Source organism: Sinobacterium caligoides, from assembly GCF_003752585.1.
GTDB classification, from domain to species: domain Bacteria; phylum Pseudomonadota; class Gammaproteobacteria; order Pseudomonadales; family Sinobacteriaceae; genus Sinobacterium; species Sinobacterium caligoides.
The window spans coordinates 116599-132461 of record NZ_RKHR01000007.1; the positions used below are offsets into that span (position 1 = coordinate 116599).

The 15863-nt window shown below is 55.2% G+C and carries 14 protein-coding genes; 5 read left to right on the forward strand and 9 right to left on the reverse strand.

Annotated elements, in window-relative coordinates; translation table 11 throughout:
- Nucleotides 1–756: a spermine/spermidine synthase domain-containing protein gene (locus EDC56_RS16945; RefSeq protein ID WP_123713767.1), complete on the reverse strand. Its 756-nt coding sequence runs from the start codon at nt 754–756 to the stop codon at nt 1–3.
- 264 nt (nt 757–1020) lie between these two features.
- On the opposite strand from EDC56_RS16945, the gene EDC56_RS16950 reads away from it, so the two are divergent.
- The 5 genes from EDC56_RS16950 to EDC56_RS16970 all read left to right on the forward strand — a co-directional run bounded on the left by EDC56_RS16950 (nt 1021) and on the right by EDC56_RS16970 (nt 6348).
- Nucleotides 1021–2196: an acetate/propionate family kinase gene (locus EDC56_RS16950; RefSeq protein WP_123713768.1), complete on the forward strand. Its 1176-nt coding sequence runs from the start codon at nt 1021–1023 to the stop codon at nt 2194–2196.
- A 91-nt stretch (nt 2197–2287) separates the two neighbouring features.
- Nucleotides 2288–4405 carry a phosphate acetyltransferase gene (pta, locus tag EDC56_RS16955; RefSeq protein ID WP_123713769.1) on the forward strand — a complete coding sequence of 706 codons (2118 nt, stop codon included), beginning with the start codon at nt 2288–2290 and terminating at the stop codon, nt 4403–4405.
- 188 nt (nt 4406–4593) lie between these two features.
- Complete coding sequence (locus EDC56_RS16960) at nt 4594–5538, forward strand: D-hexose-6-phosphate mutarotase (protein ID WP_123713770.1); 945 nt, start codon at nt 4594–4596, stop codon at nt 5536–5538.
- Nucleotides 5532–5945, forward strand: a complete 414-nt coding sequence (gene arfB / locus EDC56_RS16965; protein ID WP_123713771.1) for an alternative ribosome rescue aminoacyl-tRNA hydrolase ArfB — start codon at nt 5532–5534, stop codon at nt 5943–5945. Before EDC56_RS16960 ends, arfB begins: the two co-directional genes overlap by 7 nt.
- Before the next feature lie 55 nt (nt 5946–6000).
- A complete protein-coding gene (locus EDC56_RS16970; protein WP_123713772.1) occupies nt 6001–6348 on the forward strand; it encodes a HopJ type III effector protein in 348 nt (115 codons plus the stop codon).
- Nucleotides 6349–6401: 53 nt separating this feature from the next.
- Here the strand turns inward: EDC56_RS16970 and aspA are convergent, their stop codons facing one another.
- The 8 genes from aspA to tolQ form a co-directional block, all read right to left on the reverse strand.
- Nucleotides 6402–7835, reverse strand: a complete 1434-nt coding sequence (gene aspA / locus EDC56_RS16975; protein WP_123713773.1) for an aspartate ammonia-lyase — start codon at nt 7833–7835, stop codon at nt 6402–6404.
- Nucleotides 7836–8457: 622 nt separating this feature from the next.
- Nucleotides 8458–10866, reverse strand: coding sequence for a TonB-dependent receptor (locus EDC56_RS16985; RefSeq protein ID WP_123713775.1), 2409 nt, complete (start codon nt 10864–10866; stop codon nt 8458–8460).
- Nucleotides 10867–11237: 371 nt separating this feature from the next.
- A complete protein-coding gene (gene nfo, locus EDC56_RS16990; RefSeq protein ID WP_123713776.1) occupies nt 11238–12101 on the reverse strand; it encodes a deoxyribonuclease IV in 864 nt (287 codons plus the stop codon).
- A 72-nt stretch (nt 12102–12173) separates the two neighbouring features.
- Nucleotides 12174–12608 (reverse strand): group II truncated hemoglobin, encoded by a 435-nt coding sequence (locus tag EDC56_RS16995; protein ID WP_123713777.1) that lies wholly within the window; start codon nt 12606–12608, stop codon nt 12174–12176.
- Between the two features lie 10 nt (nt 12609–12618).
- On the reverse strand, nt 12619–13911 hold the full coding sequence (gene tolB, locus EDC56_RS17000; protein WP_211333742.1) for a Tol-Pal system beta propeller repeat protein TolB: 1293 nt from the start codon (nt 13909–13911) through the stop codon (nt 12619–12621).
- A complete protein-coding gene (tolA, locus tag EDC56_RS17005) occupies nt 13908–14693 on the reverse strand; it encodes a cell envelope integrity protein TolA (protein WP_123713779.1) in 786 nt (261 codons plus the stop codon). Before tolA ends, tolB begins: the two co-directional genes overlap by 4 nt.
- Before the next feature lie 6 nt (nt 14694–14699).
- Complete coding sequence (gene tolR, locus EDC56_RS17010) at nt 14700–15113, reverse strand: protein TolR (RefSeq protein ID WP_123713780.1); 414 nt, start codon at nt 15111–15113, stop codon at nt 14700–14702.
- Between the two features lie 40 nt (nt 15114–15153).
- On the reverse strand, nt 15154–15861 hold the full coding sequence (gene tolQ / locus EDC56_RS17015; protein ID WP_425452468.1) for a protein TolQ: 708 nt from the start codon (nt 15859–15861) through the stop codon (nt 15154–15156).
- Nucleotides 15862–15863: the final 2 nt, after the last annotated feature.

The following is a 15863-nucleotide window of genomic DNA, read 5'->3' on the forward strand; positions in this document are numbered from 1 at the left end:
CTACTCCTCCACCGCGGCACTAAGCGGCTGCATCCGCGCCAGCATCGCCGTCAAGTTGAAGCCCAGTTGCTGTGACAACTGCTGAGCACGCTGTTTCAACTGTTTATTACTCGCCGCCGACGGCCGACGGCTGGCAATGATCACCCAGTTGCCACTGCCAGTCACACAGACCCAAACTTCGACAAATAGCGCCGTCAGCACCTCCTGTATGGCATATTCGTAGCGGTGTTCGCGCCAACAGTTCAACACCAACACCCCCTCCGACTTCAACAAGCTGTGACAACGCCGAATAAAGGCCTGCTCAGTTTGTCTGTTGTCCACACCATCGCCGGTATAAAGATCGGCAAACAGAATATCGGTCTTCTTCACCTCGTCACGAGCAATAAAGTCGATCGCATCATCGATAATGATTTGCAGCCGCTTCGATCGTGGCAAGCGGAAGTGACGATAAGCGACATCAACCACCTGAGGGCGCAGCTCGACGGCTCTAATTTTCACCCCAGGTAGGCAATGATGAATAGCACTCACCAGGCAACCACCGCCCAACCCCAGTATCACAACATTTTTCGGCACACTTATTAACAGCGCCAGGCACATCGCCTGGGTATATTCATGCTGTAAGATCTGTGGCTGCGCCTTGAGCTGACAACTCTGCTCGTCACCCTCGGCAAAACAGAGGTAACGATAAGCACCGTCATCCACCACCGATAGCTCTCCCCACTCATCTTTTTCTCGATGTACTTCTTGTAACGCCATGGGCAAAACACCGCCTAAATCAACAAAGTTTAAAAAACATAGGGTCGAACCAAAAATCTACTGCCCTTACGGGATCTGCGTATTGTTGCAGTAAATCAACAGGATTAACATGTGCAAAAATTGCCCCACAGAGCATGGTGCCTAAACATTGGTTGAATCAATTAACGATTCATACATACAGGCTATTCCTGCGAAGCAATACTTACCAACTATGCTTTTAGTTGGCACCTCTTCTGAGTAATACTCACACAACATGGCGGTCTTATGAACAACTGGATTCTGGTTTTAAACGCAGGTAGCTCAAGCTTAAAGTTTGCCCTCGTTGACGCGGTTAGCGGCGACAGCAATTTCGACGGTCTCGCAGAGCGCTTGGGCAGCCCGCAAGCTGTCATCAAAATCAAGAATGACGGCGTAAAAACCGAGTCAGCGATCAGCGACGGCTCTATGGCTTCTGCCATTGCCAAAGTGATCGAGGCCCTGCCAGAAGGTGCCAAGCCTGTTGCTATCGGCCACCGTGTCGTTCAAGGCGGCGAGAAGTTCCGCGTACCCACGCTAATTGACGCCGCCGCACTCGAAGAGATTGCCGCCTGCTCTCACTTGGCGCCACTGCACTCTGCCGCAAACCTAGCCGGTATTGAAGCGGCTCAGGCAGCCTTCCCTGAGCTGCCTCAGGTTGCCGTATTCGACACCTCTTTCCACGCCCAACTGCCTGAGAAAGTGTTCCAGTACGCGATCCCTCAAGAGCTCTACCGCGAGCACTCAATCCGTCGCTATGGCATGCACGGCACCAGCTACGAGTTCGTCTCACAAGAGGCCGCACGCGTACTTGGCAAGGACGTGAAAGAGGCACAGCTACTAGTCGCCCACCTCGGTAACGGCTGTAGCGCCAGCGCCATCCGTGACGGTCACTCAGTCGACACCACCATGGGCATGACCCCTCTCGAAGGTCTCGTCATGGGTACGCGCTCCGGTGACGTTGATCCCGGCATCATCCTCTGGATGGCACAGCAACAAGGCATGAGCGGCGACGAGATTTCTGACGTCCTCAATAAGAAGTCTGGCCTACTTGGTCTCTCTGAGCTCACCAACGATTGTCGTGGTATCGAAGAAGCCGCCGCCGAAGGCCACAAGGGCGCTCTACTCGCCCTCGACGTTTTCATCTTCCGCCTAGCGCGTACCTTGGCCGCTCTCAGTGCCAGCCTCGATCACATCGACGGCCTCGTATTCACCGGTGGTATCGGTGAGAACTCTGATCTAGTGCGTCGCCGCGTCGTCGAGCAACTCAGAATTCTTGGCCTGAAAGTCAACGATCAAGCCAACGCCGATCGTGGCCGTAGCCACCCGAACATCGCCGCCGAAGGCAGCCCAGCAATCTTGGTGATCAACACCAACGAAGAATTCATGATTGCCAAGCACACCCTGAAGCTCACTCAGGCGTAACATCGACAATTAGGCGACCTAGGTCGCCTTTTTTACGGCCGTCCAATGCAGACGAGACCGTAATACTCGTGACAATAAAGCGGAGTTATTCATGCAACATACCTACTTACTCAGCCCCCTCGGCGCCTCCACCGGCGCCAGTTCCATCGCCATGGGTCTCATGCACCTCGCCGATCAGCGCGGTTTAAAGGCGGGCTTCTTCCTCCCCGTCAGCCAATCGGTACAGAGCTTGAGCGCCTCATTCGGCTCTAAACCCGCCATGGGCATGGAACAACTACAACAGTATATGAGCGATGGCGAGCTAGACGACGCCCTCGAGCTGATGGTCGCCTCTTACGAAGAACAGGCCGCCGATTGCGACATCGTCATCGTCCTGGGCTTGGCGAGCAACGACGCGACCCCCTTCGCAACCAAGGTTAACTCGGCACTGGCCAAGTCCCTAGACGCCAGCGTCATTCTGGTTGCCACCGACACCGAAGTTAATCCTCAGCACATGAACCGCAAGCTAGAGATTGCTGCAGAGACTTACGGCGGAGCAATCCACGGCCGCGCCCTCGGTGTCGTTATCAACAAGGCCGGTGCTCCCCGTGACGTACACGGCACCATTCGCCCAGAGATGTTCGACACCCAGGGACGTGAGATCCCCAGCCTTGAAGCACTAGAAAAGCAGCTGCCTATCTTCCGCGGCGGCCACTTCAAGCTGTTCGGTATCATTCCTTGGCAGAGCCGCCTGATGGCGCCGAGAACCATCGACATCAATCGCGTACTACCGGTACAGATTCTACACAAGGGGCAGGCTGAAAGCCGTCGCATCGAGCATGTCAGTATCGGCGCACGCTCACCCGGCAACCTGGTCGAAGTCCTGCAGCCCGGCACGCTGGTCGTCACCTCTGGCGATCGCAACGACGTACTACAGGCGGCAGCGCTCGCTGAGATTAGCGGCAATCCGCTAGCCGGTGTACTGCTGACTGGCGGCCTGCAGCCTTCAGAAGGCACCATGAAGCTGATCGCCCCCGCGCTCGAGCTTGGCCTACCCGTTATGGTCACCAAGACCGCCACCTACCCGACGGCCACGCGCCTGCCAGCACTCTACCCCTACACGCCTGAGGATGACACCGAGCGCTTTGCCTCGATCATTGATCACGTCGTCGCCCACCTACAGCGTGAGAAGTTCCGCGAAGTGATCAGCGTCGAAGGCGAGCGTCGCCTCTCTCCCGCGGCCTTCCGCTACAACTTAGTGCGTGTCGCCAAGGCGCTGAAGAAGACCGTCGTGCTACCCGAGGGTGATGAGCCACGCACCGTCGAGGCTGCCATCATCTCAGCCAACAAGGGCATCGCACACTGTCAGCTACTCGCCGATCCCGCGGTCATCGATGACCTGCTGGAGAAGCGTGGTTGGAGCCGTCCTGAGCAAAACTTCGAAGTTATCGACCCGCGTACCATCCGCAACAACTACATCAACTCCTTTGTCGAGCTGCGTAAGCACAAGGGCATGAACGAAGTCCGTGCTCGTCAGCTGCTCGAAGACAGCGTCGTCCTCGGCACCATGATGCTCGAACAGAACGACGTTGACGGCCTCGTCTCAGGTGCTGTTCACACCACGGCAAACACCATCTTGCCTGCACTGCAGCTGATCAAGACCAAGCCTGACGCCAGCCTTGTCTCCTCGGTGTTCTTCATGTGCCTACCCGATCAGGTAATGGTCTACGGTGACTGCGCCGTCAACCCAGACCCCGACGCACAGCAGCTGGCCGACATTGCCATTCAGTCCGCCGATTCTGCGGCCGCCTTTGGTATTCCGCCACGCGTTGCGATGATCTCCTACAGCACTGGTAGCTCAGGCAGCGGTGCCGATGTCGAGAAGGTCCGTGAGGCCACACGCATCGCCAAGGAGCTGCGCCCTGATCTCGTGATCGACGGTCCTCTGCAGTACGATGCGGCAACCACCGCCAGCGTTGCAGCCAGCAAGGCGCCGGATAGCCCCGTTGCCGGTAAAGCCACCGTCATCATCTTCCCCGACCTCAACACCGGTAACACCACCTACAAGGCTGTGCAACGCAGCGCCTCTGTAGTCAGTGTCGGCCCGATGTTGCAGGGCTTGAAGAAGCCGGTTAACGACCTGTCTCGCGGCGCCCTCGTCGACGACATTGTCTACACCATCGCCCTGACTGCAATCCAGTCAGGCAGTGAAGGCGAGCTCGAGAAGTAAACGCCTTTGGCGCTCAAAAAACCGGCCCTGTGCCGGTTTTTTTGTCTCTGCTAACAGCGTACTGCCGCGCTTTATTTTCCCCACAGGATTTATCGGCGACGACAATTTGCGGTAAGCTAGGCTCTTCACCATCGTGCGCCACTCTGCGCCCGGCCGATGCACCGCGAGACAACGACGATAACGATATCATGGATAACACAACGCTCATCGAGCAGCTGAAGCAACGCTTCAACCAACAAACAAGCGTCAACTTCAGGGAACAGGGTCAACTCGTCGCTATCGATGTAGAGAATGCCAGCGCATGCGCCAGTCTCTTCTTGCAAGGCGCGCAAATCAGCCACTACCAGCCGCAACAACAAACCCCGGTCCTGTGGTGCAGCGAACACTGTGATTACAGCCTAGGCCGCTCACTGCGTGGCGGCATCCCCATCTGCTGGCCCTGGTTTGGCGGCCTACACGCCAACCCGAAGACCATCACCGAGCAATATTCCACCCGCCAGCTCGACGATGCTTCCGCCCACGGCTTCGTCCGCGAACAGGCTTGGCAACTGGTCAGCGTAGAGGAAGGCGAAGACAGCACCACGCTGCTGTTACAACTGGACATCCCTCGCCACAGCCAGCCATTCTGGCCCTTTCAGACACGTCTTGAATACCGAGTCACCATTGGCCAGCATCTCGACATCGCCTTTACCGTACACAACCGCTGTGCCGATAAGTTTCACTACAGCAGCGCCCTGCATAGCTACTTCGACATCAGCCACATCGATAACGTCCAGCTACAAGGTCTCGACGGCTGCCACTATCGAGATGCCCTCGACCATTGGTCGACGCAACAACAGCGCGGCAAGCTGGCGTTTGACGGCGAAGTCGACCGCATCTATCAGCGCCAACCACCGCGCCTGACCCTGCACGACACCGCCAATAGCGACCTCTATATCGACAGTGACAACAGCCACAGCACCGTCGTCTGGAACCCGTGGATCGAGAAGGCCAAACGCCTCAGCCACTTCGATGATCACGCCTACCAACAGATGGTCTGTGTCGAGACCGCCAACGCCGGCCTCGACTTCATCAGCCTCGCCCCGGGCGAGTCACACACCCTAGACCTGAGGTTATCTCGCGCCACATGTTAACGATCAACTCACACCTGTCGATAAAAGAGTGGGAGGTCGAACTCTCCGCGATCCGCTCACAGGGTGCCGGCGGCCAGAATGTCAACAAGGTCTCGACGGCGATCCACCTGCGCTTCGACATCCGCCGCTCATCGCTGCCCAGCTTCTACAAGGAGCGCTTACTGGCGCTCAAAGACAGTCGCATCAGCAAGGACGGAGTGCTAATCCTCAAGGCACAGCGCTTCCGCACCCAGGAAAAAAACCGTGAGGACGCGCTATTACGCCTAAAGGAAATCATTCTGCAGGCCGCTGTCGTCGAGAAAAAACGCCGCCCCACCAAACCCACGAAGGGCTCGCAGAGGCGACGCCTCGACGGCAAAACCAAAGATGCCAAGACCAAGTCTCTGCGCAAGAAAATTGACTACTAGCTCGACCACTAGCGCCCAGTTATCCACAATCCACAATCAACAATAAGTAACGACTATGACCGATAAGAGCACATTACTAGCCCGCCTCAAACAACAACCTGAACAGGTTGAGTTTACCGAAGTGATCGCCACCATTGAGGCTTGCTATCACTACACACCGGCCGAGTTTCGCAATGGCAACACCGTCAATGCCGCCGGCACTAACGAAGGCTCGGCAAAGATATTCGCCTTCGCTCAACTCAATCAGCTCGACATCGCACAGACCCTCGCCTGCTTCGGCAAGTTCTATCGACAAGACGTATTAGCCAACCCACAGGGTGATGATCACCAGAACATTCGCAACTTCATGCAGAGCGGCTGGCAGGGCATCAGCTTCAGCAGCCCCGCGCTGCAGGAAAAGTAAGCCACAAAAAAGGCGCCCTATCGGCGCCTCCCATCCTGTGCATAACTCTCGCCTTAAGCGTACTTATGCAGTTTGGCCTTGTAGCTTGGCCGCTTTAGGTTCTCTACCGAGAGGATCTCGTCGACCTCCTGCTCGGTCAGCAAGCCCATCTCCAGCACCACCTCGCGGACATTACGGCCAGTCTGTGCACAGATCTTGCCGATCTCATCGCCGGCATCATGACCGATGAACGGGTTGAGGTAGGTGACGATGCCGATGGAGTTAAGTACCGAGTTAAAACATACCTGTTCGTTGGCGGTGATGCCGCGAATACACTTATCCGCTAGCACGTAACAGCCCGACTTCAGCAGAGAGATCGACTCGAAGATGCTCTGTGCGATCACCGGCTCCATCACGTTAAGCTGTAGCTGACCCGCCTCAGCTGCCATGGTGATGGTGACATCGTTGCCCATCACCTTAAAGGCAATCTGATTGACCACCTCCGGGATGACCGGGTTGACCTTGGCCGGCATGATCGACGAGCCCGCCTGCAGCTGTGGCAGGTTAATCTCGCCGAAGCCGGTGCGCGGGCCGCTGCTAAGCAGGCGCAAATCGTTGCAGATTTTGCCCAGCTTAACCGCCGCCCGCTTCAGTGAACCCGATAAGCTAACATAGGCACCACAGTCCGACGTCGCCTCAACTAGGTCTTCCGCCGCCACAAAGGGATAGCCAGTCACCTCACTCAGACGCTGTATCGCCAGGCTGGAATATTCCACCGGAGTATTCAGGCCGGTGCCGATCGCCGTCGCACCGAGGTTGACCTCTAATAATAGACTCTGCGTGCGCTGAATACTCTTCAGCTCTTCGTTGAGCGTCACCGCGAAGGCCTTGAACTCCTGACCCAAGGTCATCGGCACGGCGTCTTGTAGCTGGGTGCGGCCCATCTTTAACACATCGTCAAATTCTTCCGACTTATCTTTCATCACACCGCAGAGATATTCGACCGCCTCCAGCAGGCTATCGCAGTCCTGGACCAACGCAACGCGGAAGCCTGTCGGGTAGGCATCGTTGGTTGACTGGCACTTATTCACATGGTCGTTGGGGTTGATAATATCGTAGCGGCCCTTCTCATAGCCGAGCAGCTCCAGCGCAATGTTTGCCAGCACCTCGTTGGTGTTCATATTGACCGAGGTACCCGCGCCACCCTGAAACAGGTCGATATTGAACTGATCGAAGCCCTTGCCCGTCTCAAGCATCAGGTCACAGGCCTGGATGATCGCCTGGGTCTTTTCCTGCTCTATCGTACCGAGTTCGCCGTTAGCCAGGGCGGCTGCCTTCTTGGTCTGAACCATGCCGCGAATAAACTGCGGCACATCGCTAATCACGCTACCACTGATCGGAAAGTTATCGATCGCTCGCTGCGCATGAATACCATAATAAGCCGTCTCAGGAATCTCACGTTCACCTAGCAGATCCTGTTCCAAACGCCGCTTTACATCGTCCAACATAAATTATCCTTCCAAGGCCTTCAATGACCGAGTAATTGTCAGCTGGCAAGGCACCAGCCTGTGCTTAGATGGCCGCTACTATCCAGTAAAATTGGGGCCAGAGCCATGCGTAATTATTCCTATTTTTACCTCTACTTTTACCGCTATTTTTCCCCCTACTGTTACAATCATATCGCAGCCACTCTGTTGCTCTGCTGCGTTTGTCCACAATAGCGCCGTCCACCGCGAAGATACGCACAAGTTCGCCGAGTAATCGTGCCATAAAGCCCGCCATTACCTTCGCGCCGCCAAACTACCCACAATCAATCGGCAACAAAAACGCTTGCTTCTATTCAGCGGAGCGGGTATTTAAAGAAATTTGAGCTAACCCTGCATACATAGTGCCAAGTTTCCCATATGGGCAAAAAACGATCATCAGCGGTAACACCGCACCCCCACTACGTTAGACTGTTCTGCACCCGGCTTATGCACTTAGTTACACACAGAAACAGGGGACAACCTAAAACAAGTTATTTATACACAAGCGGACATGTAGCCAAGCGGAGAGTTACCCACAAATCTGTGGGTAAAAGCAAAAAACCGCCCGAAGGCGGTTTGTTATCATCACTCACGAAACGTTTTGTTAGAAGCGGTAACCGCCCTGCAGCGCGACTGTTCTCGGTGCCTCAACAAAGCCATATTGACTCTTATAGCCAAACGTCGTCGCTAGCGGCGTGTCAGCGGAATAGCTAACCACCTCGCGATCGCTGAGGTTCTTGCCCACGAGGGCGACATCCCAGCTACCATCCTCGGCACCAATACCCAAGCGTGCATTGATCATCGTGTAGGCGCCCTGTTTGGTGTCCTCCTCTAAGTTACCGGCGGTGTAATAGCTGTCCTTAAACAGCAGGTCTAGATTCGCCATCAACTCAAGGCCGCTGTCACCCAAGGGTCGTGCATACTCGGTCATCAAGTTCGCCGTCCACGGTGACACATACTGATTGGTTTCGCCGTCACGATTACAGTTCGTACCATCGACCGAGCTCGGTGTCTCAAAGGCTCGACACGGGCCACTGTCATAGTCGCCGAATTCAAAGTCGAGGTAGGCGATCGAGCTGCCAAAGGTCAGGTATTCGGTGGCGCGGAAACGGCCATCCAGTTCAAAGCCCTGGCTTACCGCGCTAGCAGCGTTGCCCACGTTGAAGCCGAGGGTGCCGTCAAAGACAGAAACCTGCAGGTCATCGTATTCTGTGCGATACAGCGCCGCATTCAGCGTCGCGCGACCACCGAGTAGACGCGACTTGAAGCCCGCCTCGTAGCTCAACGCCTCCTCATCATCAAACTCAAACGTCCCCGGTACACTACCCTGAACATTGCCCGGTGCAGGAACGTTATTTGAGCGCGCATCAAAGCCTCCAGATTTAAAACCACTGGCGATCGTTACGTAGCCCATGATGTCATCGTTGAGGTCGTATTGCAGTGTCACCATCGGTGCGAAGTTCGACTTCTTACGCTCATCTTTTAAGTCCATCTCATAGACCTGAAAAGCATTATTAAATACCGCTGCCGCCATTGCCGCTTGTACCGGGTCAGAGAAGAGCGAACCGTCGAGTAGCCCAAAACGCAACGTCTTCTCCGCTTCCTTCTTCTCCTCGGAATAACGACCACCGGCAATGGCGCGGAAGCGCTCACTGATATTCCAGGTGGCCTGGGCAAACAGCGACCACTCACTGCTATCCTGAGTCAGCTCACGCGGTGACGCAGTCCCCAGAATCGCCTGGCCAAAACCAGGCCCCTTCCCTGCGTCAATAAACTTCTGCTCCATCACCGGCCCCATTGTGCTCGTGTTATTGATGCGGAAGTTATCATTAAAATCCAGCTCGCTGCTCTGCAGGTAACCGCCGACAATATATTCGACGCTCTGGCCGATAGGTGAGCTGAAGCGCACCTCTTGACTGTACTGTTTGTAGTCTTCCTGTGACTGCAGGGTAAAGGTGTTAGCACCGGTGAAGTCGCAGTCGCACATCTCATCGTAGTCATAGGCCAGGTAGCCGCTGATGAAGGTGAGTTGGCTATCATCGTCGAAGCTGTAATCGAACTGCAACGCCGCACTGGTGACGTTGTTTTCAGAGGAATCGCCGTTCGAAGAGCGCTTATAGTCAAGCTCCTCATTCATTACTGACGGATCTTGGGCCATACCAACAGCGAGGAACTGGCCAAAGGTGGCACCTGGTGCCGGACTGGCTGCACCACCTGGGTTCGCGGTGATAATCTCAATCTGCCGCCCCTTATTATCGAAGCTGTCGTGCTGCAGCTTCAGTGTCGCCTCAAGCTGCTCGGTAAAGGCCACCGACAAGGTACCGCGTACACTCTGCTCGTCGCGCGACGGCTCGTCCTTGCCGCTGGTGAGGTTCTCGATGTAACCGTCAGTCTCGAACTTACGCAGCGCTAGACGCCCACCAACCTTATCGGTCAACGGGCCAGACACCACACCGGTCAACTCTTTGCTGCCGTACTCGGGCTCATAACTTGCGGTCACCTCCCCCTGAAACTCGTCACTGGGCTTGGCGGTATGCAGGTCGATGGCGCCGGCGATCGAGTTCTTACCGAATAAGATCATCTGCGGGCCACGCAGTACTTCGACGCGCTCTAAGTCAAGGAAGGGCGCGCGTGTTAGCTGTGCACGACCATGGTAGATGCCATCGACATACATGCCGACAGACTGCTCAAAGCCCTGGTTAATGCCGGAGCCAATGCCGCGAATATAAATATTGGTACCGATGCCGGTCTCGGTCATCGTTAGATTGGGGACGTAACTTTGCAAGCCTTCTAGACGGTCGATACCCGCCTCGTACATTTTCTCGCCGCTAACGGCGCTGACAGATACCGGCACATCCTGTAGGTTTTCGACCCGCTTCTGCGCTGTGACCACCACCTCTTCCAGCTGCATTGAGGCCTCTGCGGCATGACTTGCATTGCTCGCCGAGCTCAATAATGCTGCCGCGGCAACGGCCTGCACCAACGGTCTAATAGTGAATCCTTTATGATTCATAACATCTCCATACGTGTTTGTTATTTTAATTCCCTGAGTCACTCTTCCCGGTGTTTACTCATTTTTTAATATCGCCAGCATTGCCGACACAACGTCACTGTTAACTTATCGTAACAATCGATCCCTCGGCTGTGCAAACAGGCTCAATGTATTAATAAGCCGTGTGGTAACGAAAGACACGACGCAAACGAGCACAATCGTTACCCCCTGCCACATCAGACCAGTCTTTCCGTGGTAATGGTGCACAAAACGACGCGAGATTTATATCAATGATGACCATAATCACTATAGGAAATTAGCCATAGGGGGCTGCTATTCAGCACGCAGAGGCGCTAGAACAAACTCACTGTGGTGATCCTTACCTTAATCGATTACTGGTCGACGCTAGCTTCACGGTGCTGCCAACGTTTTAACATCGCAATTTCATCACGCCAGATCGAACTGTCGATAGTCTCCAATACCATCGGTATATCATTGAATCGCTCATCTTGCATGATGAACTCAAACACCGCAACGCCTAAATGCCCATCCAACAGAGAATGGTGTCGATCCTTTTTCGAAGCAAACTCCGCCTTCGAACCGTTCAAGTGCATGGCTCGCAAATAATCGAAACCGACGATGCGCTCAAACTCGGCAAAGACCTGCTCACAACTAGCTGCTGTGCGTAGGTCGTAGCCGGCAACAAAGGTGTGGCAGGTATCGAGACAGACACCGACCCGGGATTTATCCTCAACCCGATCGATGATTGCCGCTAGGTGCTCAAAACGGTAGCCGAGGTTACTGCCCTGACCGGCCGTATTCTCAATCACTGCGGTGATCCCCTTAGTCTGTGCCAAGGCAATGTTGATCGATTCAGCGATGCGCGCCAAGCAGTCGTCTATGGAGATCTTATTGAGGTGTGAGCCGGGGTGAAAGTTCAGCAAGCTCAGCCCCAGTTGTTGGCAACGCTGCAGTTCATCGAGAAAGGCAGCACGGGACTTCGCCAACGCCTCCTGCTCCGGGTGGCCAAGATTAATCAGGTAGCTATCGTGCGGTAGAATCTGCTGCGGTGAAAAACCGAGACGCCGGCAATTATCCTTAAAGGCGCCGATGCTCTCTTCAGTCAGCGGCTTGGCCTCCCAGCGGCGCTGATTTTTTGTGAAGAAAGCAAAGGCTGTCGCCCCCAATTCCGCCGCATTCAGCGGTGCGTTTTCAACGCCACCGCTGGCACTGACATGTGCTCCGACATATTTCATGACGCGAGATCCTCAACCGAAGAAGCCGCCACAGCATAGCTGTGACGGCGAAGAAAACAAAAAGTGTTTTAGTTAAACGGGTTGCTGCTGTCGCGCCTGCTGTGAGACGACACGACTGCGCTCAGCCGGCCGATAGAGCTCGCGCAACAGGTAGGCTTTAAAATCTTCGGCATAGGGCTGCTGTTCTAATGCCACCGCCATGCAGCGCAGCCAGGCATCCCGCCCCTGTTCATCAATGTCCAGGTGAGCGTGGGCGCGAGGAATCGCGATCGCGCCATACTTCTCACGGTACAAACGCGGCCCACCGAGCCAGCCAGCGAGAAAACGCGCCAGCTTATCCGTCGATTCCTCGAGATCCTGCGGGTGCATGTCGCGAATCAGCTGCGCCTCTGGCAACTCATCCATCGCACGGTAGAAGGCTGTCGTCAGCCTTTGCAGGCCCTCAAATTGACCTGCTGCTTGATACGATGCATCGCCATCACCATAGGCTCGCTGTTCTACACTCATACTATCTCTCTTAATTCAAAAACGGTGACCACGAAGGCTCACGCACATCACCCTGCTTAGAGGGCAGGTTGAAGCGTGCACCACCGTCGATAGAGACCGCTGATAAGATGCTGCGGCCGCCTTTCTTCGTCGCGTAAAGCATCATCGAGCCATTGGGTGCCACGGTGGGCGACTCATCCAGCGCGTTACCACTGAGCATACGCAGTGTGCCACGCTCGAGGTTCTGCAGTGCAATGTGGAAGTCTCCGCCGCGCTCAGAGCGATGCACCATAACGATGCCACTACCATCACGCAACACGCGAGCACGCGCATTATAAGCACCCTGGAAGGTCACACGTTCCTGCCAGTTATCGCCGAGGTTGACCCGGTAGATCTGCGGGCTACCGCCCTTGTCCGAGGTGTAGAGGATCGACTTGCCATCGTTACTCCAGCTCGGCTCCGTCTCGATTGCATAGTGCTTGGTGACGCGAGTCAGGCGTTTCGTCGCCAGGTCCATGATATAGATATCCGGGCTGCCGTCTTTGGAGAGCACCATCGCTAACTTCTTGCCATCGGGTGAATAAGAAGGGGCACTATTGAGGCCCTTAAAGTTGGTCAGCTTCTCTCGCTTCGCCGTCGCCAGCACCTGACGATAGATCGCCGGACGTGTCGACTCGAAAGAGACATAGGCAATCTCCTTGCCGTTAGGTGACCAAGTCGGCGACAAAATAGGGTGGCCGGAGCTAAGTATCGACTTTTCACGCTGACCATCGGCATCGGCCATCATCAGATTGTATTGGTACTCGCCAGCGCCGAGAGGGCGACGATTCACATAGAGGATCTTAGTCGAGAAAGCACCACGCATACCGGTTAGCTTTTCGAAGATCTGGTCGCTGGCGAGGTGAGCCATATCACGCAGGCCACTCAGTGTGCCGGTAACACGGTTTGAGAGGATCAGTCGCTGCCCACCCACATCGTAAACCTCATAGGCCAAACGGTAGCCTGTCGCCTCCTTGGTTACCTTGCCTATGACCAGGTAGTCGGAGCCGACGGCGCGCCAATCCCGGTAGTAGACCTCACTCTGCTTGGTCGGGTGCCCCAACATATCACCACGCGCAAGAGGCGAGAACTGGCCCGAGTAGAGTAAGTCATTGGAGATAATAGCGGTCAAATCTTCCGACAAGCCCTGGCTACCGGCGAAAGGCACGATCGCTATCGGCGTCGGATTATCCTGCCCCTGTGTAATTTCAATAGTCAGTTGTGCGCTTGCCACACTGGCAAACAACACACTGATGATCAGCGTGCATCGGGTTAACCACTTCACAGGCGTAAGTCCTCTGGTCTAAATAATAGGTGGAAGTTTCTATAGTTCCGCTCAAAAACAGCCGGCGGCAACTCTTGTAGTTCTGGGAAGCGCTCGGCTTTACGTACCGCCTTCACCGCCGATTGATCAAACACTGCGCTACCGCTCGATCGTTCAATCTCGACACTGACCACCTCTCCCGTCGGCACTAAGGTAATGATCAGCAAGACCTCCATATCGTTGCGCGCACTCGGTGGCCGGCTCCAGTTAGACTCTACCCGCTCTTGAATAATACTCATATAGCTGGCCGCTAACTCTTGATCACTGGCCTCTTGAGCAAGCCGGTCCTCTTCCGCCACTGCCGCCAGTAACGCCTGCTCACGGCGCTCACGCTCCAATTGCTCGCGCTTACGCTGCTCTTCTTCGGCCTTCGCCTTGCGCTCTTCGGCCTCTTGCTTCGCTTTTTCTTCCGCCTTGTGATCAATCTTCGGCTTCGGCTTCACTTTTGGCTTCGGCTTCACCACGGGTTTAGGCTTGGGCTTCGGTTTAACGACTGGCTTGGGTTTCGGTTTCGGTTTGGGTTTCTCCGCGACTTTCGGCTTAGCCACCGGCTTCGGTTTAGCGACCGGCTGCGCCTTAATTTTCACCAGCTTCGCTTGCACGAACTGTGGTGTTTTCGGCGTGAACGGCTTTTTCTCCGGCTGCCAGTTAGACATCAACAACCAAAGCAAGCCGCCGTGTAACAACAACGTCACCAGCACTGGGATGATGTAACTCTGCAGGGCTCTCTGCATCTTCGTCATGCGCGCCTACTTCTCTTCCGTCACTAGGCCGACACTCGGCGCACCGGCCGCCTGCAGCTGAGCCATTAACGTCACGACCTTGCCATAGGAGACATTGGTATCACCCCACACCAGGATCGGCGTCTTCGGCTTGCTGCGCATGATCTTAGACACCTGCTCACTAACCTGTTCGATAGTGAGCACCTTGTGGGTATCTTTGCCCAAATTCAAATAGAGCGTACCATCGTCCTTAATTGAGACAATCAGTGGCTCATCGTCGACCTTGGAGACGGGCTCGGCCGGAGCGTCTGGCAGATCAACCTTCACCCCCTGAGTCAACATCGGCGCCGTTACCATGAAAATGATTAATAACACCAACATCACATCGATGTAAGGCACGACGTTAATCTCGGCCATACTCTTGCGTTTTCTTTTCGCCATAATCTCTATACCTGCACGCTAACGGGGTTCGATCGACACATTATTGCGACGCACTGGTAGTGGTGCGAGCGTGAACTTGTCGGTGCAAAATAGAGGAAAACTCATCGGAGAAAGTCTCATACTGGCTGTATAAACTGTCCGAACGAGCCGATAGGCGGTTATAGGCTAACACTGCTGGTATCGCCGCAAACAGCCCCATTGCAGTCGCCACGAGTGCCTCAGAGATCCCCGGCGCCACCGTCTGCAGGGTCGCCTGATGCGCATTGGCTAAGCCTCGGAACGAACTCATGATACCCCAAACCGTACCAAATAAGCCCACGTAGGGACTGGTCGACCCCACCGATGCGAGAAACGGTAGGTTCTGATCGAGTCGCTCTTCCTCACGATTCAAGGCCACGCGCATCGCACGCTGCGTCCCTTCCATCACCGCATCGGCATCCATTTTTTGCTGGCGCAGGCGAGTGAACTCCTTGAAACCGGCGCGGAATATCGCCTCGCAGCCATCGCGAGTCTTGCCAGCTTGAGCATCTTCATTGCCATCGCGAAACAGTTGCGCGAGATCCATACCCGACCAAAACTCACCCTCAAAACGCATCTGCTCACGCTTGGCGCGGCGAAAGAAGAGTGAGCGTCGCACAATCATCGACCACGACACCATCGATGCGAGTAGCAAGGCTAACATCACCATTTGTACCAACAGGCTGGCGTTAGACACTAGACTCATTATTGACATCTGCTCATTCACGATTG

Coding starts and splice junctions, on each gene's coding strand:
- EDC56_RS16945 (WP_123713767.1), bottom strand. CDS start 756: ATGGCGTTACAAGAAGTACATCGAGAAAAAGATGAGTGGGGAGAGCTA.
- EDC56_RS16950 (WP_123713768.1), top strand. CDS start 1,021: ATGAACAACTGGATTCTGGTTTTAAACGCAGGTAGCTCAAGCTTAAAG.
- pta (WP_123713769.1), top strand. CDS start 2,288: ATGCAACATACCTACTTACTCAGCCCCCTCGGCGCCTCCACCGGCGCC.
- EDC56_RS16960 (WP_123713770.1), top strand. CDS start 4,594: ATGGATAACACAACGCTCATCGAGCAGCTGAAGCAACGCTTCAACCAA.
- arfB (WP_123713771.1), top strand. CDS start 5,532: ATGTTAACGATCAACTCACACCTGTCGATAAAAGAGTGGGAGGTCGAA.
- EDC56_RS16970 (WP_123713772.1), top strand. CDS start 6,001: ATGACCGATAAGAGCACATTACTAGCCCGCCTCAAACAACAACCTGAA.
- aspA (WP_123713773.1), bottom strand. CDS start 7,835: ATGTTGGACGATGTAAAGCGGCGTTTGGAACAGGATCTGCTAGGTGAA.
- EDC56_RS16985 (WP_123713775.1), bottom strand. CDS start 10,866: ATGAATCATAAAGGATTCACTATTAGACCGTTGGTGCAGGCCGTTGCC.
- nfo (WP_123713776.1), bottom strand. CDS start 12,101: ATGAAATATGTCGGAGCACATGTCAGTGCCAGCGGTGGCGTTGAAAAC.
- EDC56_RS16995 (WP_123713777.1), bottom strand. CDS start 12,608: ATGAGTGTAGAACAGCGAGCCTATGGTGATGGCGATGCATCGTATCAA.
- tolA (WP_123713779.1), bottom strand. CDS start 14,693: ATGACGAAGATGCAGAGAGCCCTGCAGAGTTACATCATCCCAGTGCTG.
- tolR (WP_123713780.1), bottom strand. CDS start 15,113: ATGGCGAAAAGAAAACGCAAGAGTATGGCCGAGATTAACGTCGTGCCT.